This window comes from Aeromonas sp. 159, assembly GCF_963862045.1.
Taxonomy (GTDB): Bacteria; Pseudomonadota; Gammaproteobacteria; order Enterobacterales; family Aeromonadaceae; genus Aeromonas; species Aeromonas veronii.
The window spans coordinates 1-21,463 of sequence record NZ_CAWLMI010000053.1 but is presented as its reverse complement, the minus strand read 5'-3'; the positions used below and the strand labels follow the sequence as shown (position 1 = coordinate 21,463).

General features: G+C 61.7%; 19 protein-coding genes. 14 read left to right on the top strand and 5 right to left on the bottom strand.

Annotated features, from left to right (window positions below):
* Window positions 1-2 precede the first annotated feature (2 nt).
* The 3 genes from AACR14_RS10960 to AACR14_RS10950 all read left to right on the top strand — a co-directional run bounded on the left by AACR14_RS10960 (window position 3) and on the right by AACR14_RS10950 (window position 3,197).
* Entirely contained in the window at window positions 3-341 is a 339-nt protein-coding gene (locus AACR14_RS10960) for a tRNA-binding protein (protein WP_019446206.1), read from the top strand.
* A gap of 166 nt (window positions 342-507) precedes the next feature.
* Window positions 508-1,953 (top strand): amino acid permease, encoded by a 1,446-nt coding sequence (locus tag AACR14_RS10955; RefSeq protein ID WP_019446205.1) that lies wholly within the window; start codon window positions 508-510, stop codon window positions 1,951-1,953.
* A gap of 293 nt (window positions 1,954-2,246) precedes the next feature.
* The gene (locus tag AACR14_RS10950) at window positions 2,247-3,197 is read left to right on the top strand and encodes a bile acid:sodium symporter family protein (protein WP_019446204.1); all 951 of its coding nucleotides are present in this window, start codon (window positions 2,247-2,249) and stop codon (window positions 3,195-3,197) included.
* 79 nt (window positions 3,198-3,276) lie between these two features.
* Here AACR14_RS10950 and ovoA read toward each other — a convergent pair whose 3' ends face one another.
* Window positions 3,277-5,427 (bottom strand): 5-histidylcysteine sulfoxide synthase, encoded by a 2,151-nt coding sequence (ovoA, locus tag AACR14_RS10945; RefSeq protein WP_019446203.1) that lies wholly within the window; start codon window positions 5,425-5,427, stop codon window positions 3,277-3,279.
* 395 nt (window positions 5,428-5,822) lie between these two features.
* Between ovoA and AACR14_RS10940 the strand changes: the two genes are divergently transcribed.
* Window positions 5,823-6,545, top strand: coding sequence for a head GIN domain-containing protein (locus tag AACR14_RS10940; RefSeq protein ID WP_019446202.1), 723 nt, complete (start codon window positions 5,823-5,825; stop codon window positions 6,543-6,545).
* 50 nt (window positions 6,546-6,595) lie between these two features.
* On the opposite strand, the gene fghA is transcribed toward AACR14_RS10940, so the two are convergent.
* Together fghA and AACR14_RS10930 are read right to left on the bottom strand one after the other, a co-directional pair.
* On the bottom strand, window positions 6,596-7,432 hold the full coding sequence (gene fghA / locus AACR14_RS10935) for an S-formylglutathione hydrolase (RefSeq protein ID WP_019446201.1): 837 nt from the start codon (window positions 7,430-7,432) through the stop codon (window positions 6,596-6,598).
* A 48-nt stretch (window positions 7,433-7,480) separates the two neighbouring features.
* Entirely contained in the window at window positions 7,481-8,608 is a 1,128-nt protein-coding gene (locus AACR14_RS10930) for an S-(hydroxymethyl)glutathione dehydrogenase/class III alcohol dehydrogenase (protein WP_019446200.1), read from the bottom strand.
* Between the two features lie 120 nt (window positions 8,609-8,728).
* Here AACR14_RS10930 and AACR14_RS10925 point away from each other — a divergent pair, with 120 nt between their 5' ends.
* Window positions 8,729-9,634 (top strand): LysR substrate-binding domain-containing protein, encoded by a 906-nt coding sequence (locus AACR14_RS10925; RefSeq protein WP_019446199.1) that lies wholly within the window; start codon window positions 8,729-8,731, stop codon window positions 9,632-9,634.
* A 120-nt stretch (window positions 9,635-9,754) separates the two neighbouring features.
* Here the strand turns inward: AACR14_RS10925 and AACR14_RS10920 are convergent, their stop codons facing one another.
* Window positions 9,755-10,618 carry a YicC/YloC family endoribonuclease gene (locus tag AACR14_RS10920; RefSeq protein WP_019446198.1) on the bottom strand — a complete coding sequence of 288 codons (864 nt, stop codon included), beginning with the start codon at window positions 10,616-10,618 and terminating at the stop codon, window positions 9,755-9,757.
* Between the two features lie 147 nt (window positions 10,619-10,765).
* On the opposite strand from AACR14_RS10920, the gene rph reads away from it, so the two are divergent.
* From rph to AACR14_RS10875, 9 genes are all read left to right on the top strand, one after another.
* Complete coding sequence (rph, locus tag AACR14_RS10915; RefSeq protein ID WP_005339589.1) at window positions 10,766-11,482, top strand: ribonuclease PH; 717 nt, start codon at window positions 10,766-10,768, stop codon at window positions 11,480-11,482.
* A gap of 75 nt (window positions 11,483-11,557) precedes the next feature.
* Entirely contained in the window at window positions 11,558-12,211 is a 654-nt protein-coding gene (pyrE, locus tag AACR14_RS10910) for an orotate phosphoribosyltransferase (protein WP_019446197.1), read from the top strand.
* A gap of 178 nt (window positions 12,212-12,389) precedes the next feature.
* Window positions 12,390-14,819: a heavy metal translocating P-type ATPase gene (locus AACR14_RS10905; protein WP_019446196.1), complete on the top strand. Its 2,430-nt coding sequence runs from the start codon at window positions 12,390-12,392 to the stop codon at window positions 14,817-14,819.
* On the top strand, window positions 14,820-15,209 hold the full coding sequence (cueR, locus tag AACR14_RS10900) for a Cu(I)-responsive transcriptional regulator (protein WP_005356117.1): 390 nt from the start codon (window positions 14,820-14,822) through the stop codon (window positions 15,207-15,209).
* 127 nt (window positions 15,210-15,336) lie between these two features.
* On the top strand, window positions 15,337-16,491 hold the full coding sequence (locus AACR14_RS10895) for a GGDEF domain-containing protein (protein WP_005339596.1): 1,155 nt from the start codon (window positions 15,337-15,339) through the stop codon (window positions 16,489-16,491).
* Between the two features lie 30 nt (window positions 16,492-16,521).
* The gene (locus AACR14_RS10890; protein WP_005339598.1) at window positions 16,522-16,785 is read left to right on the top strand and encodes a YihD family protein; all 264 of its coding nucleotides are present in this window, start codon (window positions 16,522-16,524) and stop codon (window positions 16,783-16,785) included.
* Window positions 16,786-16,940: 155 nt separating this feature from the next.
* Window positions 16,941-18,392, top strand: a complete 1,452-nt coding sequence (ccoG, locus tag AACR14_RS10885) for a cytochrome c oxidase accessory protein CcoG (protein WP_005357450.1) — start codon at window positions 16,941-16,943, stop codon at window positions 18,390-18,392.
* A 103-nt stretch (window positions 18,393-18,495) separates the two neighbouring features.
* Window positions 18,496-19,485, top strand: a complete 990-nt coding sequence (locus tag AACR14_RS10880; protein ID WP_019446195.1) for a serine/threonine protein kinase — start codon at window positions 18,496-18,498, stop codon at window positions 19,483-19,485.
* 137 nt (window positions 19,486-19,622) lie between these two features.
* Window positions 19,623-20,231, top strand: coding sequence for a thiol:disulfide interchange protein DsbA/DsbL (locus AACR14_RS10875; RefSeq protein WP_005339604.1), 609 nt, complete (start codon window positions 19,623-19,625; stop codon window positions 20,229-20,231).
* 71 nt (window positions 20,232-20,302) lie between these two features.
* Here the strand turns inward: AACR14_RS10875 and pncB are convergent.
* The coding region (pncB, locus tag AACR14_RS10870) for a nicotinate phosphoribosyltransferase (RefSeq protein ID WP_019446194.1) at window positions 20,303-21,463 on the bottom strand (1,161 nt) is incomplete at its 5' end.

Sequence of the window (21,463 nt, the reverse complement as noted above, 5' to 3'; positions counted from 1 at the left end):
GCATGAGCGAGACGATCGAGTTTGCCGAATTCAAACGGGTCGAGATGAAGGTGGGCAAGGTGCTGGAGGTGGTGCGCCACCCCGGGGCTGACAAACTCTACATCGTCCAGATCGACGTGGGGGGCGAGCGGCCGCTGCAGACCGTCACCAGTCTGGTGCCCTACTACAGCGAAGAGGATCTGATGGGCAGCGAGGTGGTGGTACTGACCAACCTCAAGCCCACCAGGATGCGCGGTGAGCGTTCCGAGTGCATGTTGCTCTGCGCCGAGACGCCGGACGAGAGCCAGAGCGTGCTGTTGCAGCCGCGGGTGCCGATGGCGCCGGGCACCCCGATCGTCTGAACGGTATTGCGAGCCGGTGCGGGAGACTGCACCGGTTCACCAAGGAGGTCGTCCACGCGGCCCGATCATAACAAGAGAGTAAAGCGCGGGGCCGACAGACCCTTGCCGAACACATCACAGAGTCACCGCGTTACCCGCAGGGAGCGCGAGTCCACTGGAGGACACCATGTCTGAATCCGTACGCGGCACCATAGGCAAGTTTGCCCTGTTGTCGATGACCTTTGCCGCCGTGTTCAACGTGCGCAACATCGTCAACAACAACATCGAGCTGGGGCTCAGCTCAGCCCCCATCTTCCTGCTGGCGACCATCGTCTACTTCATTCCGTTCGTCTTCATCATCGCCGAGTTCGTCTCGGCCAACAAAAACTCCGAGTCGGGGATGTACGACTGGCTTAAAAAACCGCTCGGCACCCGGATGGCCTATCTGGGCTCGTTTCTCTACTGGTTCGTGAACCTGTTCTGGTTCGTCTCCCTGCTACCCAACGTCATCGCCTACGCCTCCTACGCCATGCTGGGCTATGAGTACAGCTTCTCGCCCATGGTCACCTCGATCATCTCCATCGTGCTGTTTGCGGCGGCGACCCACATCTCCACCAAGGGGGCGAGCTGGCTCGGCAAGATTGCCGAGATCGTGGCCTACGGGGTATTTGCCCTGTTCGCCATCTATGTGCTGGGCGCCCTGATGGCCCTGAGTGGCGATCATGTGCCGGCCCAGCCCATCACGCTGGAGGCGATGACTCCCACCGTCAACTGGGCGACGCTGGGCATCATGTGCTGGATCTTCCAGGCGGCGGGCGGTGCCGAGACCGCAGCGGCCTACCTCAATGACGTGAAGGGCGGCCAGAAGTCCTTTATCAAGGTGATCATCAGTGCGGGTATCGTCATCGGTGCCATGTATGCGGTTGGTTCCCTGCTGGTGAACGTGTTCGTACCGCGCGAGAGCCTCACCTATGCCGGCGGCATGGTGGAGATCTTCACCGGCATGGCGCAGTACTTCGGGCTCTCCGAGGCGCTGGTTGGCCGCTTCGTCGGCGTGGTGCTGTTTATCGCCATGTTCGGCTCCATGATGATGTGGACCTCGGCGCCGGTGAAGATCCACTTCTCCGAGATCCCGCAGGGGGTTTACGGCGAGAAGACCACCCAGCTCAACGAGCACGGCGTGCCGGTGCGCGCCGCCTGGTGGCAGTTTGTCTTCGTGTTCGCGATGCTGGTGGTCAACGGCTTCGGCTCCGAGTCGGTGCAGCAGATGATGAACACCGCCATCAACCTCACTGCAGGGACTGCCATGCTGCCGCCGATCTTCATCATGGTGGCCTACTTCGTGTTCCGCTGGAAACATGACGACACCCCCCGCGATTTCCGCATGGGGTCGCGCAAGTTCGGGATGGGCGTGGTGTCGGTGCTGATCGCCATCTTCGTGGTGAGCATGAGCGCCTCCGCCTTCCCGGCCGGAGTGGATCTGGTGCGCGCCTTCTTCATCAACGTCTTCATGACAGCGGTCTTCTCGGCGCTGGCCTACTGGTGGATCTCCCGCTTCGAGAAGCGGCAGGCCCGCAAGCTCGCCGGCAATGAGAAGAAAAGCGGCAACGGCAAGCTGGCCAGCCAGCGCTGATCGGCTGGGTGAAAAAGCGTGACGGGCGGCCTTGGTCGCCCGTTTTTTTATCCATTTCGCGCCGGTTTGGCGCTATCTGGCCGCGGGTCAGCAACTTCCGCTATTCAACAAAGCAAAGGCGTTAAGCATTGATGAACAATTAACCGCTGCACAACGTTGCGCCTCTCCGTTATCGGGGTAAGCTGGAGGTTCGTTTTAGCGGGAGGTGCCAGACATCTCCCGCTCTGTTTCTTGTCCTCCCCAATCCTGACTGTCGCCATGGCTGCAGGATGCCCTTCTGATGGAGACCTTTCGTGCGTCTGGATCCCTTTACTGTTGTGCTGATTGCGGTGGTCACCCTGGCCTCCCTCTTCCCCTGCGAGGGGCAGGTAGCCGTCTGGTTCGGTCTGCTGACCAAGCTGGCGGTGGCGCTGCTCTTCTTCATGCATGGCGCCAAGCTGTCGCGCCAGAACCTGCTGGCAGGCCTCGGCCACTGGCGGCTCCATCTGGTGGTGATGCTCAGCACCTTCGTATTGTTTCCGCTGCTGGGGCTGCTGCTCACCCCGCTGGTACCGAGCTGGCTGAGCCCGGCCATCTACCTCGGCTTCCTCTATCTCTGCGCCCTGCCGGCCACCGTGCAGTCGGCCATCGCCTTTACCTCGATGGCAGGGGGCAATGTGTCAGCGGCGGTGTGCAGCGCCTCGGCCTCCAGCATCCTCGGCATCTTCCTCTCGCCGGTGCTGGTGGGGATGATGATCCACGTGCAAGGGGAGGGGATCGACACCTGGCACTCCATCCAGGCCATCATGGTGCAGCTGATGCTGCCGTTCGTGGTGGGCCACCTGTCGCGCCCGCTTATCGGCCGCTGGGTCGATAGCCATCGGCCGCTCATCGGCAAGCTGGATCAGAGCTCCATCCTGCTGGTGGTCTACGTCGCCTTCAGCGAGGCGGTGGTGCAGGGGATCTGGCATCAAGTAGGCTGGTACGATCTGGCCAGTATCGTGCTGCTGAGCTGCGTCTTGCTGGCGCTGGTGCTCTGCTGGAACGTCTGGATCAGCCGTCGCCTCGGGTTCGACAAGGCGGACGAGATCACCATCGTCTTCTGCGGCTCCAAGAAGAGTCTGGCCAACGGGGTGCCGATGGCCAACGTCATGTTCCCGGCCGCCAGCGTCGGGGTGATGGTGCTGCCGCTGATGATCTTCCACCAGATCCAGCTGATGGTCTGCGCCGTGCTGGCCCGCCGCTATCACGAGCAGGGGCATTGATACTCGCGCCGTTTTTATTGCCATAACAAGAGGGAGGCCCGTTGGCCTCCCTCTTCTCATCTGCGTGCCGATCGGCGGATTAGCGTTTGCGCCAGACGGTCAGCTGCGCCACCGTGTGCTGGTATTTGCGGGCGGTTTCGCGGATGACGAAGGGCACATCCCGGGGCGGGCAGTGTTCCTCGAACTCCGCCGCCAGCAGCCGTTGCAGCGCCTGATAGGTGGTGAGCGCCTCGCCGTTTTCGCGAATGCCGCCGAGCCAGTTGGCGGGCGGGGTATATTCCGCCAGCCAGGTATAGGGGCTGGTAAGCACCAGCAGGCCACCGCTGCGCAGCCGGGGTGCTATGTCCCGCAGGAAGCGGGCGGGCTCCCGCAGCCGGTCGATCAGGTTGGAGGCGAGCACCAGATCGTAGTGGTCATATTTGGGCTTGAGGTTGCAGGCATCCCCCTGACTGAAGTGGATGCGCTCAGCCTGACTTGCCCCCAGCCCGTGGCTCGACAGGCGTGCCTCGCAATACTCCACCAGTTCACCCTCCAGCGGAATGGCGTAGCGGAAGCTGTCCTGGCTGGCGAGGGCCAGCGCCACATCGATGAAGCGGGCCGAGTAGTCCACCCCGTCCACATGCTGGAAGTGGCGGGCCAGTTCGAAGCTGGCACGGCCGGTGGCGCAGCCGATATCCAGCGCCCGCTGGTGGTTGCTGCAGAGCTCGCCAGCAAGATCAGCAAGCGTCTTGGCGTAGTTGGCTACCCCGAAGTAGCTCGGGCCGTACTGGAAGTCGAGGTACTGAGCGACCAGCGTGTCGGTTTCATAGGGATTCACGATAACGGGTTCCTGATAACGGGAGACCAGATAGCGGAAACCCGCATGCTGGAAGAAGTGACGCCGGAAGGCGTAACGGGATGATTTGAGCGCTTCGTTACCTGTGCTGATCCAGCTCCCGCCCTTGATCAGGGTGTGCTTGCCATCAAAGGTGGGGGTGGAGAAGTCGTCGTAGAGCGGGTGGATTTTATAGCCGTCGAAACCGTCGATGGCGGTGCTGGTCCACTGCCAGACATTGCCTACCAGATCGAAGAACTCCCCTTGCGGGCAGGCATCCACCGGGCAGGAGGAGGCAAAGCGGGCCAGATTGATATTGCCGGGGGCTTCCGTCCAGTCCGGCTGATCGCCGGGTAGCTGCTCGCGCAGCAGCATCCATTCCGCCTCGCTCGGCAGCTGGATGGGGAGTCCGGTCCGGGCCGCCTGCCAGCGACAGAAGGCAGCCGCCTCCAGCTGATTCACCTCGACTGGCCAGTCCCATGGCATGGCGACCTGCTCGGTCATCAGCCGCAGTTGCAATTGTTCGGGCTCGGTGGGATCTCCCACCCAGAAGGTGGGCATCTGCGCCTTGGCGTACTGGCACCAGCCCCATCCCTCCTCATCCCACCACTGTTGCTGGTCGTAGCCGCCCGCCTGGACGAAGGCGAGGTACTCGGCATTGCTCACCAGCATGCGGCTGGCCTGAAACGGGGCCAGCTCGATATGGCGCTCGCCATATTCGTTGTCCCAGCCGTAGGTGGCGTCCTGCTTGCCAAGGCGCACCTTGCCGCCGGCCACCGGCAGCAGGCTGTTGGCGGGTACCTGGTCAATGCGGTGGCGGGCTTCGGTACAGGTGGGCCAATAAGGCTGCGGCCGCACCCAGGCGAGTGGCAACTGGCGGATCAGCACGCTGGAGGTCTCGAGGTGGATGCGCTCGTGCTCTATCCCCATCAGGATCACCCAGGCCGGGCTCTGCCAGTCGATGGGCAGAGTGAGCGGCATCTGGCGAATAAAATCGCACACCAGCGAACGGACTTTGGCCCGATAGCTGCGCAGCTCGCTGACTTTGGGCCAGTCGTAGTGGGTCTCGTCCAGATCGTCCCAGCTCATCTCGTCCACCCCGATGGCGACCATGGCCTCGATGCGGGCATCCAGCCGCTGGTCGATCAGGCGCGCCGCCAGCAGCTTGTTGATGAAGAAGGCAGCGGTGTGGCCGTAGTAGAAGATGAGCGGATGGCGCAGGGGGATCGCCTTGTTGAACCAGGCCCGCTCATCGGCCAGACAGTCGAACAGCGAGTCGTAGAGATCGAAGGTCTGGCAGAAGTAGGCGAGCAGCTCGCGCCGTTTCTGCTCGGAATCGCTGCCGGTCAGCAACGGGGTGCGAGTCGGCTCCGGCAGACCGGTGGCAGTGGAATAGAGAGGGCTTGCTTGGGTCACGCTCTGACTCCTTGTTGGCAGTGAAGACTGACAAGACAGTGGTAATGACATTACCGCAATGGAGAGCTTGGTACGTACGAAGTACCACTATTGGCTCAACAGACCGGCAGGGCAATCCAAAACTTCCACGGTTTGTCAGCGTAGCGACCTCGCGAACGGCTTGCCAGCCAGCTCTCCACCTGCCTGTTAGGGGATGGTCAGATTCGCCAAATGGTGGTCTAAATGGCTCTTTTTAATGCGTACCACTTCTTACTGTTGATTTTATTTTGATTGAAAATCATATGGTTAGCTTCTGGCATGGCCATTGCTATCTATGGTTTCATACGGCCTCTATTTTTGTGGTTTCGAACAGGGCCTGTCAGGTGGCTTATCAATAAATAAAAAGGAGAACAGTTATGCGGTGGATGATTGGCGTCTTGGTGGCGTTGGTGATGGGAGGTTGCAACGTCTTTGCCGACACCGAGATCAAGGGGGAAGGTGTCCCGGTCGAGCGCCAGCAGGCACTGGGCGAGCGGGTGACCCGGGTGCTGGCGGGAACTCCAGCTACCCTCCATCTGGTGGCGGGGGAGCAGCGCGGCATCCTGATCAAGGGGCAGGCAAATATCTTGCCCTATCTGGAGCTGACCGAGCGCGGCAGCAAGCTGGAGATCGAGGTGAAGGAGGGTTACCGACTGCGGCCTACCGAACCGCTGGAGATCACCATCACCCTGCCAGAGCTCAGTGAAATGGCGCTGGCAGGTACTGGCAACGGCGATCTGCACGGCTTCAAGGGCGAGGCGCTGGAACTGTCGGTGGCGGGAACCGGTGGTATCGTCGCCAGCCAGCTGGAGGTACAGCGATTGAAAGGCAATATCGCTGGTGCAGGCAGCCTGGATCTGGGAAGCGGCTCTGCCGCCAGCATCGAGCTGAACATTGCCGGTGCCGGCGATGTGCTGGGTAGCGAAATGCGTGGCAACGAGGTCGAGGTCAATATCGCCGGCAGCGGTGATGTGGAGGTGCGGGCGCAGGAGACGCTGAAAGTCGGCATCGCCGGCTCAGGCAACATCGCCTACTGGGGCGATCCCAAGGTAGAGCAGCAGATCGCAGGCTCCGGCGGGGTGACCCGCGCGGGCAGCTGATATCAACCGATCACCACAACTGAAACAGGCCCGCAACGGGCCTGTTTTGATCAGAGGTGGCGGGCGTGAAAGCGCAGGTGCGCCTCGATAAAGCTCGCCACGAAGTAGTAGCTGTGGTCATAGCCCTCGTGGCGGTTGAGCTCCAGCGGCCACTCCTTGCTGGCGGCCACTTCGGCCAGCGCGTCGATATGCAGCTGCTCGGCGAGGAAGGGATCATCCAGCCCCACATCCACCAAGGTTGGTAGCGGCGTGACCGGCTGGTGGCGCAGCAGTTGGCAGGCATCCCACTCCTGCCACAACAGCGGATTGCTGCCGAGGTAGGCACCGAGCGCCTTCTGGCCCCAGGGGCTGCGGCTAGGGTGGCAGATCGGGCTGAAGGCCGAGACCGAGCGGTAGCGACCGGGCTCGCGCAACGCGGCGATCAGCGCACCGTGACCGCCCATGGAGTGGCCGCTGATGGCGCGCCGGGTCGAGACCGGGAAGTGAGTCTCTATCAAGTCAGGCAGCTCGCGGGTAACGTAGTCATACATCTGGTAGTGCGCCTGCCAGGGGCTCTGGCTGGCGTTGACGTAAAAGCCTGCGCCCATGCCGAGGTCATAACCGGGATCGTCCGCTACGCCGTCGCCGCGGGGGCTGGTGTCCGTCGCCACCAAGGCGATGCCGAGCTCGGCGGCGATACGCTGGGCGCCCGCTTTCTGCATAAAGTTCTCATCGGTGCAGGTGAGGCCGCTGAGCCAGTAGAGTACGGGCACCTTCTGGCCAGTGAGGGCCTGGGGCGGCAGATAGATGGCAAAATTCATCTCGCAGCCGAGCACGCTGGCGTGGTGGCGATAGCGCTTGTGCCTGCCGCCGAAGCTCTTGTTGCTGCTGATAATCTCCAGATTCATCGAAGGACTCCTGCACCCCGCCCACGATGGCGGGCGGGGTGATCATGCTCAGTAGTGGATGACGGTGCGGATGCTCTTGCCTTGGTGCATCAGATCGAACGCCTCGTTGATCTGCTCAAGCCCCATGGTGTGGGTGATGAAGTCATCGAGGCGGAACTCACCCTGCATGTAGCGCTGTACATAGCTCGGCAGCTCGCTGCGACCGCGTACCCCACCGAAGGCGCTGCCGCGCCAGACCCGACCGGTGACCAGCTGGAACGGACGGGTGCTGATCTCCTGACCCGCTCCGGCGACGCCGATAATGACCGACTCGCCCCAACCCTTGTGGCAGCACTCCAGCGCTGCACGCATCACCTTGACGTTGCCGATGCATTCGAAGGAGAAGTCGACGCCGCCATCGGTCAGCTCGACGATCACCTCTTGAATCGGTTTGTCGTAATCGTTCGGGTTGATGCAGTCGGTGGCGCCCAGCTTGCGGGCCAGCTCGAACTTGCTCTCGTTGATATCGATGGCGATGATGCGACCGGCCTTGGCCAGACGGGCACCGATCACTGCGGAGAGGCCGATGCCACCCAGCCCGAAGATGGCGACGCTCTCACCTTCCTTCACCTTGGCGGTGTTCATCACGGCGCCGATGCCGGTGGTGACGCCGCAGCCGAGCAGGCAGACCTCTTCCAGCGGGGCGGCCGGGTCCACCTTGGCGATGGAGATCTCCGGCAGTACCGTGTATTCGCTGAAGGTGGAGGTGCCCATGTAGTGATAGATGGGCTGGCCATCTTTCGAGAAGCGGGTGGTGCCGTCCGGCATCAGCCCCTTACCCTGAGTGGCGCGGATCTTCTGGCAGAGGTTGGTCTTGCCGGATTTGCAGAATTTGCACTCGCCGCACTCGGGGGTGTAGAGCGGGATCACGTGATCCCCCACCTTGACGCTGGTGACCCCTTCGCCGACCGATTCGACGATGCCGCCCCCCTCGTGGCCGAGAATGCAGGGGAAGACCCCTTCCGGATCCTCACCGGAGAGGGTGAAGGCATCGGTGTGGCAGACGCCGGTCGCGACGATGCGCACCCGCACCTCGCCCGCTTGCGGTGGCATGACTTCCACCTCTTCGATGGAGAGGGGCTGACCCGGGCCCCAGGCGATGGCGGCTTTACACTTGATGCTTTGAACCTGTGCCATGAATGACATCCTTCTTGTTGAGCAGGGTGAACAGAGATGAGTTCGGACATCCAGTGTAGTTTCCCGCCGATTTGGTGATAATGAGGGCAAATCTCAAATCACTTTTACACACAGGTAATAATGTTCGGCTGGGAAGGGATCTGTGAATTTGTCAGCGTGGCGGAGCAGGGGGGCTTTACCCCGGCGGCGCGCAAGCTGGGGGTGTCGGTGGCGCAAGTGAGCCGTCAGGTGGCACAGCTGGAAGATCGGCTGCAGGCCAAGTTGCTGCTGCGCACCACCCGTCAGGTGCGGCTCACCGAGCTCGGCGAGATCTACTATCGCCACTGCCGTCAGCTGCTGGACAATCTCTACGAGGCGGAACTGGCGGTAGGGCGCCATCAGGCGGTGCCGCAAGGCTCGCTGCGCATCACGGCACCCGTCTCCTACGGCGAGAGCCGCATCGCCCCGCTGGTGAACGACTTCATGGTGCGATTTCCCCAGCTGGAGGTGACCCTCAACCTCACCAACCAGCTGCTGGATCTGGTGCACGAGGGTTACGATCTGGCGCTGCGGCTCGGCCATCTCAAGGATTCGACGCTGGTGGCGCGCAAGCTGGCGCAGCGGGTACCCTATGTCTGCGCCTCACCGGCCTACACCGCCCGCCACGGCATGCCCAACAGCCTCTCCGAGCTGACCCGCCACACCTGTCTGGTGGGCAACAGCGACGAGTGGCACTTCACCCTGGATGGCCGCCCCCACAGCGTGCGGGTGCGCGGCCTGTTGCAGTGCAACAGCGGCCACGCCCTGCTGGATGCGGCGCTCAAGGGGATCGGCATCATCCAGCTGCCGGACTACTACGTGAGCGACCATCTGGCCCGCGGCGAGCTGATCGAGCTGCTGCCCGAACTGCGGGCCCCTGCGGAGGGGATCTGGGCCCTCTATCCCCACAACCGCCACCTCTCCCCCAAGGTGCGGCTGCTGGTGGACTACCTCGCCGAGCGGCTGAGCGACCCTCATCAACCGGCGCTGGTGATGCCGATAGGCTAGGGCGCTTCCCAGCCGCTGACTTACCGGCGGTGGGCGACAGGTGTGATGGCCGGAAAATAAAAGAGCCCTTGAGGAATCAAGGGCTCTTTTGCAGGTAACAACCGGATAGTCAGTGACTCATCACTCGATGTTCTGGATCTGCTCGCGCATCTGCTCGATAAGGACTTTCAGCTCGACGGCGGACTGGGTCACTTCGGCGTTGATCGACTTTGAACCGAGGGTGTTCGACTCGCGGTTGAACTCCTGCATCATAAAGTCGAGACGACGGCCACAGGCGCCATCCTTTTTCATGATCTTGTTGGTTTCGCTGATGTGCATCTCCAGACGATCCAGCTCTTCGGCCACGTCGATCTTCTGGGCCAGCAGCACGATCTCCTGCTCGATGCGGGCCGGATCCAGCTCCACCTTGGCTTCGGCCAGACGGTCGGTGAGCTTCTGGCGCTGCCACTCGATGATCTGCGGCAGGTGGACGCGCACCTTCTTCACTTCCACCTGAATACCGGCCAGACGCTGCTCGATCAGCGCCTTGAGGTTGGCCCCTTCGCTGGCGCGGGAGGCGAGGAAATCTTCCATGGTCTGGTCAAAACCGCCGAGCAGCTCGGTGGCGACCGCGTCCATGTCCTGTTCGGCGGCAGCCATGACACCCGGCCAGCGCAGCACGTCGACCGGGTTGAGCTGGCCCTGGCCCGCTTCTTTCATTACCCACTTGGCGCTGTCGATGATCAGCTTGGCCAGCTCTTCATTAATGTGCAGCTGGCTGGCAGCGGCCTGAGCGGCTTCGAAACGCAGGTTGCACTCCACCTTGCCGCGCTGCAGCTTGGCGCGGAAACGCTCACGCAGAACCGGCTCCAGGCTGCGCAGTTGCTCCGGCAGGCGAATGTAGGTTTCCAGATAGCGCTGGTTTACCGAACGAATTTCCCAAACGGCTGTGCCCCAGTCGCCCTTGAATTCCTTGCGGGCGTAGGCGGTCATGCTGTGAATCATTGATTATTCCGGGCTTGATGAAGTGTGCGGCCAGTATACTCAGCCCGGCCCTGCTCGTCAGCCGATGCCGTGGTTTTAGCGGCTGATATTTGGGGCGGGATCACTTATAATCCCCCGCCAATTTGAGCCAGCCCAGAGGTCCGTTCCATGTCACGTCCAAGCGATCGCAGTGCCGCGCAACTTCGCCCGGTTACCATTACCCGCAATTTCACCAAACATGCAGAAGGCTCAGTGCTGGTGGAGTTCGGTAACACTCGCGTGCTCTGCACCGCCAGCGTTGACACCAGCGTGCCGCGCTTCCTGAAAGGGAAGAACCAGGGCTGGGTGACTGCCGAATACGGCATGCTGCCGCGCTCCACCCACTCCCGGATGAACCGCGAAGCGGCCTCCGGCAAGCAGAGTGGCCGTACTCTGGAGATCTCCCGTCTGATTGCCCGCTCCCTGCGCGCGGCGGTAGACCTGACTGCGCTGGGCGAGCACTCCATCACCGTTGACTGTGATGTGCTGCAAGCCGATGGCGGCACCCGCACCGCTTCCATTACCGGTGCCTGCGTGGCGCTGGTGGATGCGCTGAACTGGATGGTCGAGAAGGGCATGATCAAGCAAAGCCCGCTCAAGCAGATGATCGCCGCCGTCTCCGTCGGCATGTATCAGGGCGAAGCCATCTGCGATCTGGAGTATATCGAAGACTCCGCCGCCGAGACCGACATGAACGTGGTGATGACCGAAGATGGTCGCATCATCGAGGTGCAGGGCACCGCGGAGGCCGAGCCCTTCACCCACGAAGAGCTGCTGGAGATGCTGGCGCTCGCCAAGGGTGGCATCGCCGACATCATTGCGCTGCAGAAGCAGTCGCTCTCCTGATTTTAAAAACGCGGCATTGACCGCGTTTTTTTATACCCCCACACAAGACAACGACAAGCCAAGCAAGGAGCCAGAATGAAAGCCTACCAGCGTCAATTTATCGAGTTCGCCCTGGAGAAACAGGTCCTCAAATTCGGTGAATTTACCCTGAAATCCGGTCGTAAAAGCCCCTACTTCTTCAACGCCGGTCTGTTCAACAGCGGCCGCGATCTGGCCCGTCTCGGCCGCTTCTATGCCGCCGCCTTGATGGATGCCGGCATCGAGTTTGATGTGCTGTTTGGCCCGGCCTACAAGGGGATCCCCATCGCCTCCGCCACCGCCGTGCAGCTGGTGGAGCAGCACGATGTGGACGTGCCCTGGTGCTTCAACCGCAAGGAGGCCAAGGATCACGGCGAGGGTGGAAATCTGGTGGGCAGCCCGCTCAAGGGGCGCATCATGCTGGTGGATGACGTCATCACCGCCGGTACCGCCATCCGCGAATCCATGGATCTGATCCAGGCCAACGGCGCCTCGCTGGCGGGCGTGCTGATCGCGCTGGACCGTCAGGAGAAGGGCAAGGGCGAACTCTCCGCCATTCAGGAAGTGGAGCGTGACTACGGCGCCCACATCATCGCCATCATTCAGATGAGCGACTTGATCCAGTATCTGGAAGAGAAGCAGGCCGAGCAGCCGGAGCTGGCAGTGCAACTGGCGGCCATGAAGGCTTACCGCGCCCAGTACGGTATCTGAGTTCCGCTCACACCGCGCAATAGCTGAATGCGGCGCCCGTTTGCTCTCTGGCAGCAAACGGGCGCCGTTTTTTCATCTGCAAAAAGTGGATCTTGTAGCTTGAGCTTGCCCTTACAGTAAAGGTTAGGGTTTGCCAGTCGGCGTTTTGTGGTGCTGACGGGTTCCGGGGAGGAACAACATGACCACTCATCTTCAATCACCCATTCATCTGCAGTTGCCGCTCAGCGGCATGAACTGCGCCAACTGCGCCAGCCGCATCGCGACCAGCCTCAACAAACTCGACGGGGTATCGGCCACCGTCAACTTCGCGCTGGAGCAGGCGGCCATCGAGCTGGCCAGCCCTGACCGCCTGCCTGCGGTGCTCGACAGCATCAAAAGTCAGGGTTATGACTACGGTAGCGAGACCTTTTTGTTTCAAATTACCGGCATGACATGTGCAGGTTGTTCGGCTCGACTGAACAAGATGCTGGCCGCGCTGCCCGGCGTTATCTCCGCCGAGGTCAACTTCTCCATCGAACAGGCCCGGATTGTGCTGGTCCCCGGGATGCAGACTCCGGCCGCTTTGCGCGAGCAGATCGAAGCGCTCGGCTTTGGCGCCCAGCTGGCACAGGGTTCGGCCAGCGGCCGCCGCCAGCAGTTGCTGGAGCGGGAAGCGCAGGAGGCCGCCAGCGCCCGTCAGGCGCAGACCCGGGTCATCGTCTCGGCTTTGCTGACCCTGCCGCTGCTGGTAGGGATGCTGGCCATGGCCGGTCTGCTGCCTTGGCATCTGCCCGCCTGGCTGGAGCTGCTGCTCGCCACCCCGGTGCAGTTCTGGATCGGGGCCCGTTTCTATCGCGGCGCCTGGCTTGCCATCAAGAACCGCGCAGCCAATATGGATGTGCTGGTGGCTACCGGCACCAGCGCTGCCTACTTCTACAGCCTCTATCTGTTGCTGACGCTGGGGATGGCCGCCAGCGGCAAGCTCTATTTCGAGGCGAGCGCCATCATCATTACCCTGATCTCCCTTGGCAAGTTGCTGGAAGCTCGGGCCAGACGCAGCACCCAGTCCGCCATTCGTGAACTGATGGCGCTGCGGCCGGAAACCGCCACCGTCTGGCGTGGCGAGAGCTGGCAGAGCGTCGCCATCGACGAGGTGCTGCGCGGCGATCGGCTGCGGGTGCTGGTGGGTGAGCGGGTGCCGGTGGACGGCAAAATCGTGAGCGGCGCCAGCGAGCTGGACGAGTCGATCCTCACCGGCGAGAGCCTGCCGGTGCCGCGCGGCGAGGGCGACAAGGTGCTGGGCGGTGCCATCAACCGCTCCGGCGTGCTGGAGATCGAAGCCACCACGGTGGGGGAGGACTCCAGCCTCAGCAAGATCATCGCACTGGTGGAGAGCGCCCAGATGGGCAAGGCCCCGCTGCAACAGCTGGTGGACAAGGTCTCCGCCGTGTTCGTGCCGGTGGTGATGGCCATCGCCCTGTTCACCCTGCTGGTGTGGTACGCCATCAGCAACGATTTCGGTCAGGCGCTGCTGGCGGCGGTGGCGGTGCTGGTGATCGCCTGTCCCTGTGCGCTGGGGCTGGCCACACCGGCGGCCATTGTCACTGGTACCGGCGTCGCGGCGCGTCACGGCATTCTGATCAAGGATGTGGATACCCTGCAGAAGGCCCACGCCATCAAGGCGCTCATCTTCGACAAAACCGGCACACTCACTCAAGGCAAGCCGGTGCTGGCCAGCTGGAGTGGCAACGACGAGCAGTTGCGCCTTGCCGCCGCCCTGCAGCAGGCGAGCGAACATCCGTTGGCGCTGGCGATGCGCGAGGCGGTCGACAAAGTGGCCGTGCTACCCCAGCCGGAAGCTGTCGAGGTGCGGGTCGGTGCCGGTATTGTCGGTCAGGTCGCTGGTCACACGGTCGCCATCGGTAATGGCTCCCTGCTGGCCCAGCTCGGCATTGAACCGCCGCAACAGGATGAACAAGCGGCCGATGGGGCGACCCGGGTTTGGGTGGCCATCGACGGCGTGGTGGCCGGCATCGCGGCGCTGGCCGATACCCTGCGCCCCGAGAGCCCGGAAGCCATCGCCACCCTGCGCCAGCGCGGCATTGCCAGCTGGTTGGTGAGCGGCGACGCGCCGGCCCCCGTGGCCCATATCGCTGCCAAGCTGGGACTGGACGGAGCCTTTGACTCCGTGCTGCCAGCTGGCAAGGTGGAGAAAGTGGAGGCGCTGCGGGCGCAAACCCGCGGGCTGGTGGCCATGGTGGGGGATGGGGTGAACGATGCCCCGGCGCTGGCGGCGGCGGACGTCGGCATCGCCATGGGCTCCGGCTCCGACGTGGCGATGGAGACTGCTTCCATTACCCTGATGCGATCTGACCCGCGGCTGGTGGCCGATGCCATCGACATCTCGGCGGCGACCTGGCGCACCATACAGCAGAATCTGTTCTGGGCCTTCGTGTTCAACATCATCGGCATTCCGCTGGCGGCACTGGGCTACCTGAGCCCCGAGCTGGCGGGGGCGGCCATGGCCCTGAGCAGTATCACGGTTTTGAGCAATTCCCTGTTATTGAAACGCTGGCAGCCCAGGGCGGCGCACGGGCCAGCATCCAACCCGATGAGTAAGGAGGCATAAATGAATATCAGCAAGGTTGCCAAGGCCACTGGGCTGACTGCCAAGACCATCCGTTATTACGAGAGCATTGGCCTCATCACAGCCCCGGTACGCAGTGACAACGGCTATCGCAGTTACACCGAGGGGGCGCTGCGTGAGCTGCGTTTCGTCAAGCGGGCGCGGGAGACCGGCTTCAATCTGGAGGAGTGTCAGGAGCTGCTGGCGCTCTACCGGGACGAACACAGAACCAGCGCCCAGGTGAAGAAGCTGGCGCAGGAGAAGATCGTCGATCTGCGCGCCCGCATCGCCGGGCTGCAGGCCATGCTTACCTCCCTGGAAGGGTTGGTTTGCTGCTGCCACGGGGATGAAAATCCCGAGTGCCCGATCCTCGACGAATTGGAGAAGGGGTGAGCAAGGACTCACCTGCCAGCGCAGAAGAAATCGATATTGATTGATTAACTTCTTAATAAGCGGCGCTTTATTGTTGCGGGTCAGGGGGTGATGGTAGACTGCTCGGCTCTTGTACAGGAGTACTCAGTTGACCCAGAGTGTGACACGCCAGGTTAAGCAGGCCATCATGGCCCAGCTCTATACCCATGCATCGTTCAGTCTCCCCTGTTTGGGCGTGTTGGCATTTGGCTGGAGTCTGCTGTTTCACGACTATCTACCCGCCATCGAAGCGCTCGGTTGGCTGGCAGGCACTTTCCTGTGGCTGCTGGGTCGGGGCTGGCACCTGCGCTGGCGTCGAGCCCGCCTGCACCAGACACCGTTGCCGGTGCTGGAGCGGGAGCTCTTTATCGGAGCCACCATCACCTCCATCATCTGGGCTCTCGGGGTGCTGCTCTACATGGACAAGCTGCCCGATACCTACCGGGCCGCCATGATGATGCTCTCCAGCCTCATTCTTACCGGCAGCGCCATCATGCTGTTTGGCAGCCGCCGTACCCTCTATGGTTCCGCCCTGCCGCTGGGCATGGCGATGCTGTTCGAGCTGGGCAATGGCAACGAGCAGGAGCGGATCGTCTCCTGCATGCTGGCGGGCTATCTGTTTGTCTTTCTGCCGACCCTGTTGCGCCGGATGCGGCGGGATCAGATCGCCTCGCTCCACCACCGTTTCTCCAACGCCGAGCTGGTGGCCGAGCTGAAGGCGGTCTCCGAGCATTTGCGCCTCACCTCTCGCCTCGACGGCCTGACCGGCATCGCCAACCGCGCCCATCTCGACGACTCTCTGGAGCGGGCCTGGCGGCGCTGCCATCGCGCCCGGGCGCCGTTGTCGCTGGTGCTGGTGGATGTGGATTACTTCAAGCAGTTCAACGATCTTTACGGCCATCAGCTGGGGGATGACTGCCTGCAACAGGTGGCGGGGCTGCTGGCCGAGGTGGAGCGGCGCGAGGACGATCTGGCGGCCCGTTATGGCGGCGAAGAGTTCGCCTTGCTGCTGCCCTGCACCGGCATGCAGGGGGCACTGCAGGTGGCGGACAATGTGCGGCAGGCGCTCAAGGAGCTGGCCATCCCGCACCAGAAGTCACTGGTCTCCGGTCGGGTCACATGTAGTTTTGGTGTTGCGACACTGATACCGGACAACAGCATGAAAATCGCCGATTTGATCCAAAAAGCGGATGCGGCACTCTATCAGGCCAAGCATAATGGGCGGGATCGAATCGAAGTAGCCTTGATGGGTAAGGTTGCCTGAATTAAACGTGACAGATTAAAGAGGTTGTCTATGCAATGTCATCGTATCGAAGAGCTGCTGGAGTTGTTGCAGCCTGCCTGGATCAAGGAACAGGATCTCAGCCTGGTGCAGTTTGTTGCCAAACTGGCCCAAGAAGCGGGATTTGAAGGGCCTCTGTCCGAGCTGACCGACGACATGCTGATCTACCACCTCAAGATGCGGGAATCCGACAAGCAGGCGATGATCCCCGGTCTGGCCAAGGATCATGTGCCCGATTTCAAAGAGGCACTGCTCAAGGCACGCGGAATCAAGTGAATCTTTAGCGGAAGCGCATCACCTCGGGGTGATGCGCTTTTTTGTTGCCGAAAATTGCGATCCAATCCCAATATTAGATACATCTAATCCACACAATTAGCATGCTGTTTAAGATATAATCCGCTCCATAACAAATAAGGGAGCGATGTCTTGCAATGGCCGACCACGATAAAATCGATATCAAGGACGTCACCGACAAGGGCGTAACCGGGACCTTCAACCCCAATACGTTCAAAGCCAGCGACGACAGATTCAACCCGGGCAACCGCATCTATGTGCGGGCCCAGAAAGGGTATTGGCAGCGGATGCGCAAGGCCATGGGCTGGTTCTTTGTGGCGCTGTTCGTGCTGCTGCCCTGGCTGCGTTACGACGGGCGACAGGCGGTGCTGTTCGACCTCGGTCACCAGCAGTTCCATATCTTTGGCGCCACCATCTGGCCGCAGGATCTGACCCTGCTCGCCTGGCTCTTCATGATCGCCGCCTTCGGACTCTTCTTTATTACCACCTTCCTCGGTCGGGTCTGGTGTGGCTATCTCTGCCCGCAGACGGTCTGGACCTTCATGTTCATCTGGTTTGAAGAGAAGCTGGAAGGGCCCGCCAACAAGCGGCGCAAGCTGGACGAGGCGCCCTGGAGCGGCGAGAAGCTGGCCCGCAAGGGAGCCAAGCATCTGGCCTGGCTGGCGATCTCGCTGGTAACCGGCCTGACCTTCGTCGCCTACTTCCAGGATGTGACTGAACTGGTGCCGGACCTCTTCACTCTGCAGGCCAGCGGATGGGTGCTGTTCTGGGTGATCTTCTTCACCATCATCACCTACGGCAACGCGGGCTGGATGCGTGCCATCATGTGTATCCATATGTGCCCCTATGCCCGCTTCCAGTCCGCCATGTTCGACAAGGACACCTTCATCGTCGGCTATGATACCAAGCGTGGTGAGACCCGTGGCGCCCGCTCCCGCAAGGCGGATCCCAAGGCGATGGGATTGGGTGACTGTATCGACTGCGATCTCTGCGTGCAGGTTTGCCCGACCGGTATCGACATCCGCGATGGCCTGCAGTACGAGTGCATCAACTGCGGCGCCTGCGTCGATGCCTGCGACCAGACCATGGAGCGGATGGGCTACCCGAAAGGGCTCATCAGCTACACCACCGAGCACAAGCTGGCCAACGACTCCACCCATGTGGCGCGGCCCAAGCTGATAGGTTACGGCTTGGTGATGGCAGTGATGCTGGGGGTATTTGTCTACAACGCCATGTCCATCATGCCGATGGGGCTCGATATCTTGCGGGATCGCAACCAGCTGTTCCGCGAAAATAGCGAGGGGCTGATTGAGAACACCTACACCCTCAAGATCCTCAACAAGACCCTGCAGTCCCAGACCTACCAGCTGGATGTGGAGGGCTTGCCCGAGTATCAGTGGTTCGGCCCCCGTGAAGTGACACTGAAGGCGGGCGAGATCTACACCCTGCCGGTCAGTCTGGCGGTCGATCCCTACAACCTGAAACGGCCGGCGCTGGATATCCAGTTCGTGCTGAAACGGGAGGGGGCGGCGCCCGATGACAGCAAGGGCAACCTGCGCCAGGGCAGCAAGTTTATCAGCCGGTTGTAACTGCGCGTGGCTGCGGGCCGGGCGTGACACCAGTCCGGTCACCAGCGAGCACGGCAATGCCGGTCAGTAGTGATAGAATGGGGCGCAACGGCGCCCCTTTCTTATGGTGGATGACATGCGTTTCAACTATTCCGACCTCAATCCCGACCTCATCATGGATGCGCTCGATCTCAGTGGCCTGCGGCTCGACTCCGGCCTTATCGAGCTCAACAGCTACGAAAACCGGGTCTACCAGTTTCAGGATGAGGATCGTCGTCGCTTTGTGGTGAAGTTCTACCGTCCCGGCCGCTGGAGCCGAGCCCAGATCCTCGAGGAGCACGAGTTTGCCACCCGCCTTGCAGAGGCTGAGATCCCGGTCGCCGCGCCACTCGCCTTTGCAGGCGAGACCCTGCTGGAGCACGAGGGCTACCCCTTTGCCATCTGGCAAAGCGTCGGTGGCCGCCAGTTCGAAGTGGATAATCTCGATCAACTGGAGTGGGTGGGGCGTTTCCTCGGCCGCATTCATCAGATCGGCGCCAGCAAGCCGTTTCATCATCGGGTGCGGCTCGATGTGGAGAGCATGCTGCACGAACCGCGTCAGCTGCTGGCGTCAGGCGAGTGGCTGCCAAGCGGGCTGGCGAAGCAATTCTTCCGGGTGCTGGACGAGCTGATCAAGCATGTCAGCGACGCCATGGCCCTGGATGTGGCGCAGATCTCCCTGCATGGCGACTGCCATCCGGGCAACATCCTCTGGCGCGATGGCCCCATGTTTGTCGACCTCGATGATTGCCGTACCGGCCCCGCGATTCAGGATCTCTGGATGATGCTGAGCGGCGAGCGCCACGAGCAGCAGATCCAGCTCGACACCCTGCTGGCGGGCTACGAGGAGTTTATGGAGTTCGACTCTCGGGAGCTGGCGTTGATCGAGCCGCTGCGGGCGATGCGCATCGTTCACTACATGGCGTGGCTGGCGCGGCGCTGGGAAGATCCCGCCTTCCCCCGTCACTTCCCCTGGTTCAATACCGATCACTACTGGCGTCAACAGATTGCGACCCTGCACGATCAGCTGGAGGCACTGAAGGCGCCGCCGTTGAGTCTGATGCCAAACTGGTGAAATAGAAGGGATCTTGCGCGGCAAGGGGGACTCGATCTCCGGCCCTGACCATTGACGTTAGCATGGCGAAACAATAGGCTTGGCACTGCTTCGGTTCGCCGGGCGTGCCTCACAGTGATCCCTTAACAGGAAACATCATGAAAAAAGTTCTATTTTTCCTTGCTGCCATGCTGATGATCCCCATGGTTCACGCCGCCCCCGAGTTCAAGGAAGGCGTCAACTACGATGTGGTCAAACAGACTGGCAGTGCCCAGCCGGAAGTGATGGAGTTTTTCTCCTACTACTGCCCGCACTGCGCTACCTTCGAACCGATCGTTGAACAGTTGAAGGCCGGGTTGCCAGAGGGTGTGCCCCTCAAGAAGAACCCAGTTGCTTTCCTCGGTCGCGAGATGGGCCCCGAGATGCAGCGTGCCTACGCTGTTGCCAGCCTGCTCAATGCCGAAGCCAAGCTGACTCCGGCCATCTTCACCAAGATCCACACCCAGCGTCAGCCGCCGATGAGCCGTGATGACGTGAAGAAGATCTTCGTGGACAACGGCGTACCGGCTGAAGAGTTCGACGGTGCCGTCGACAGCTTTGCCGTCTCCGGCATGGTCTCCCAGTTCGATCGCAACACCGAGAGCTACAACATTCGCGGTGTACCGGCTTTCCTGGTGAACGGCAAGTACATGGTGAAGATTGAATCCATCACCTCTCAAGAGCAGTTCAACAAGCTGGTGCAGTTCCTGCTGGCCAAGAAAGACTGATACCCCTTGAGTCGATAAAAAAGCCCGCCGGTGCGAACCGGCGGGCTTTTTGTTTTCTGGTGTTCGGAAGGTCAGACCCCGACGTGGAACGCCTGTTTGAGGTTGCGGATAAACTCCGCATCCCGACAGAGGGTCTTGCCCGGGCTGTCGGAGATCTTGGCAACCGGGCCGCCATTGCACTCGATCAGCTTGAAGACGATGTTCATCGGGCTGACACCGGGCAGATCACAGGTGAGCTTGGTGCCGATACCGAAGCTGGTATTGATGCGGCCACGGAAGTGGCGGAACAGCTGCACCGCCTTGTCGAGGTTGAGCCCGTCGGAGAAGACCAGGGTCTTGTCGGTAGGATCGATGCCGAGCCGCTGATAGTGGCTAATGGCCTTCTCGCCCCACACTACGGGATCGCCGGAGTCGTGGCGCAAGCCCTGGTAGCTGCTGGCCAGCTCGAAGTCGAAGTCCCGCAGGAAGGCATCCATGGTGATGCAGTCGGTCAGGGCGATGCCGAGATGGTCGGTGAACTCGTCCAGCCAGCTGGTGAGGGCGGCGCGTTGGCTGTGCTCCAGCGGGAAGCCGAGCTGCTGGTGCGCCTGGAACCACTCATGGGCCTGGGTGCCGACCGCGGGCAGCTTGTACTTCTGGGCCAGCATGTAGTTGCTGGTGCCGCGAAACGCCGGCAGACGCTCCTTGAGGCGACCCACTACCGCATCCTGCACCGCGTGGGAGAAGCGGCGGCGGGTGCCGAAGTCGATGAGGTTGAACTCGCTCATCTCGTCGCGGCTCAGCTCCTTCTCCAGCTTGTCGATCTTCTGATCGAGCCGCTCCAGCGCATGGCTGACGCCGAACTGGGGATAGCGGAAGCGGTTGCGCATCTCGCTGATGATGGCGAGCACAGGGATCTCCCACAGGATCACATCCTGCCAGGGGCCCTCGACCCGCACATTGATGCGGCCATCCTGCTCGAACACCTTGAGCAGGGAGGCGTCGAGCGGCTTGCGGCGCAGGTGGTCGAGGTAGTCAGGGGTGAAGAAGGGACGCTCGGCCAGAAAATCGAGCTCTGGCTTGGTCAGTCGCAGGGAACCGGCGAGGCGCAGTTGCTCCTCGATCTGCCCCATCATGGGCAGCAGATCCTCTTCATTGCGGCTGTGAAACTCGGCTACCACCTCGGCATCCGGATAGCGATGGAACACCGCCTGCTGCATATGCAGCTTGTAGGCGTCGGTGTCGAGCAGGCT

What these genes read in the sequence shown, in the direction of transcription:
- AACR14_RS10955 (WP_019446205.1), top strand. Translation starts at nt 508, where the DNA reads ATGTCTGAATCCGTACGCGGCACCATAGGCAAGTTTGCCCTGTTGTCG.
- ccoG (WP_005357450.1), top strand. Translation starts at nt 16,941, where the DNA reads ATGGCCGACCACGATAAAATCGATATCAAGGACGTCACCGACAAGGGC.
- AACR14_RS10905 (WP_019446196.1), top strand. Translation starts at nt 12,390, where the DNA reads ATGACCACTCATCTTCAATCACCCATTCATCTGCAGTTGCCGCTCAGC.
- AACR14_RS10960 (WP_019446206.1), top strand. Translation starts at nt 3, where the DNA reads ATGAGCGAGACGATCGAGTTTGCCGAATTCAAACGGGTCGAGATGAAG.
- AACR14_RS10890 (WP_005339598.1), top strand. Translation starts at nt 16,522, where the DNA reads ATGCAATGTCATCGTATCGAAGAGCTGCTGGAGTTGTTGCAGCCTGCC.
- AACR14_RS10920 (WP_019446198.1), bottom strand. Translation starts at nt 10,618, where the DNA reads ATGATTCACAGCATGACCGCCTACGCCCGCAAGGAATTCAAGGGCGAC.
- rph (WP_005339589.1), top strand. Translation starts at nt 10,766, where the DNA reads ATGTCACGTCCAAGCGATCGCAGTGCCGCGCAACTTCGCCCGGTTACC.
- AACR14_RS10880 (WP_019446195.1), top strand. Translation starts at nt 18,496, where the DNA reads ATGGTGGATGACATGCGTTTCAACTATTCCGACCTCAATCCCGACCTC.
- AACR14_RS10875 (WP_005339604.1), top strand. Translation starts at nt 19,623, where the DNA reads ATGAAAAAAGTTCTATTTTTCCTTGCTGCCATGCTGATGATCCCCATG.
- fghA (WP_019446201.1), bottom strand. Translation starts at nt 7,432, where the DNA reads ATGAATCTGGAGATTATCAGCAGCAACAAGAGCTTCGGCGGCAGGCAC.
- cueR (WP_005356117.1), top strand. Translation starts at nt 14,820, where the DNA reads ATGAATATCAGCAAGGTTGCCAAGGCCACTGGGCTGACTGCCAAGACC.
- pyrE (WP_019446197.1), top strand. Translation starts at nt 11,558, where the DNA reads ATGAAAGCCTACCAGCGTCAATTTATCGAGTTCGCCCTGGAGAAACAG.
- AACR14_RS10930 (WP_019446200.1), bottom strand. Translation starts at nt 8,608, where the DNA reads ATGGCACAGGTTCAAAGCATCAAGTGTAAAGCCGCCATCGCCTGGGGC.
- AACR14_RS10925 (WP_019446199.1), top strand. Translation starts at nt 8,729, where the DNA reads ATGTTCGGCTGGGAAGGGATCTGTGAATTTGTCAGCGTGGCGGAGCAG.
- AACR14_RS10940 (WP_019446202.1), top strand. Translation starts at nt 5,823, where the DNA reads ATGCGGTGGATGATTGGCGTCTTGGTGGCGTTGGTGATGGGAGGTTGC.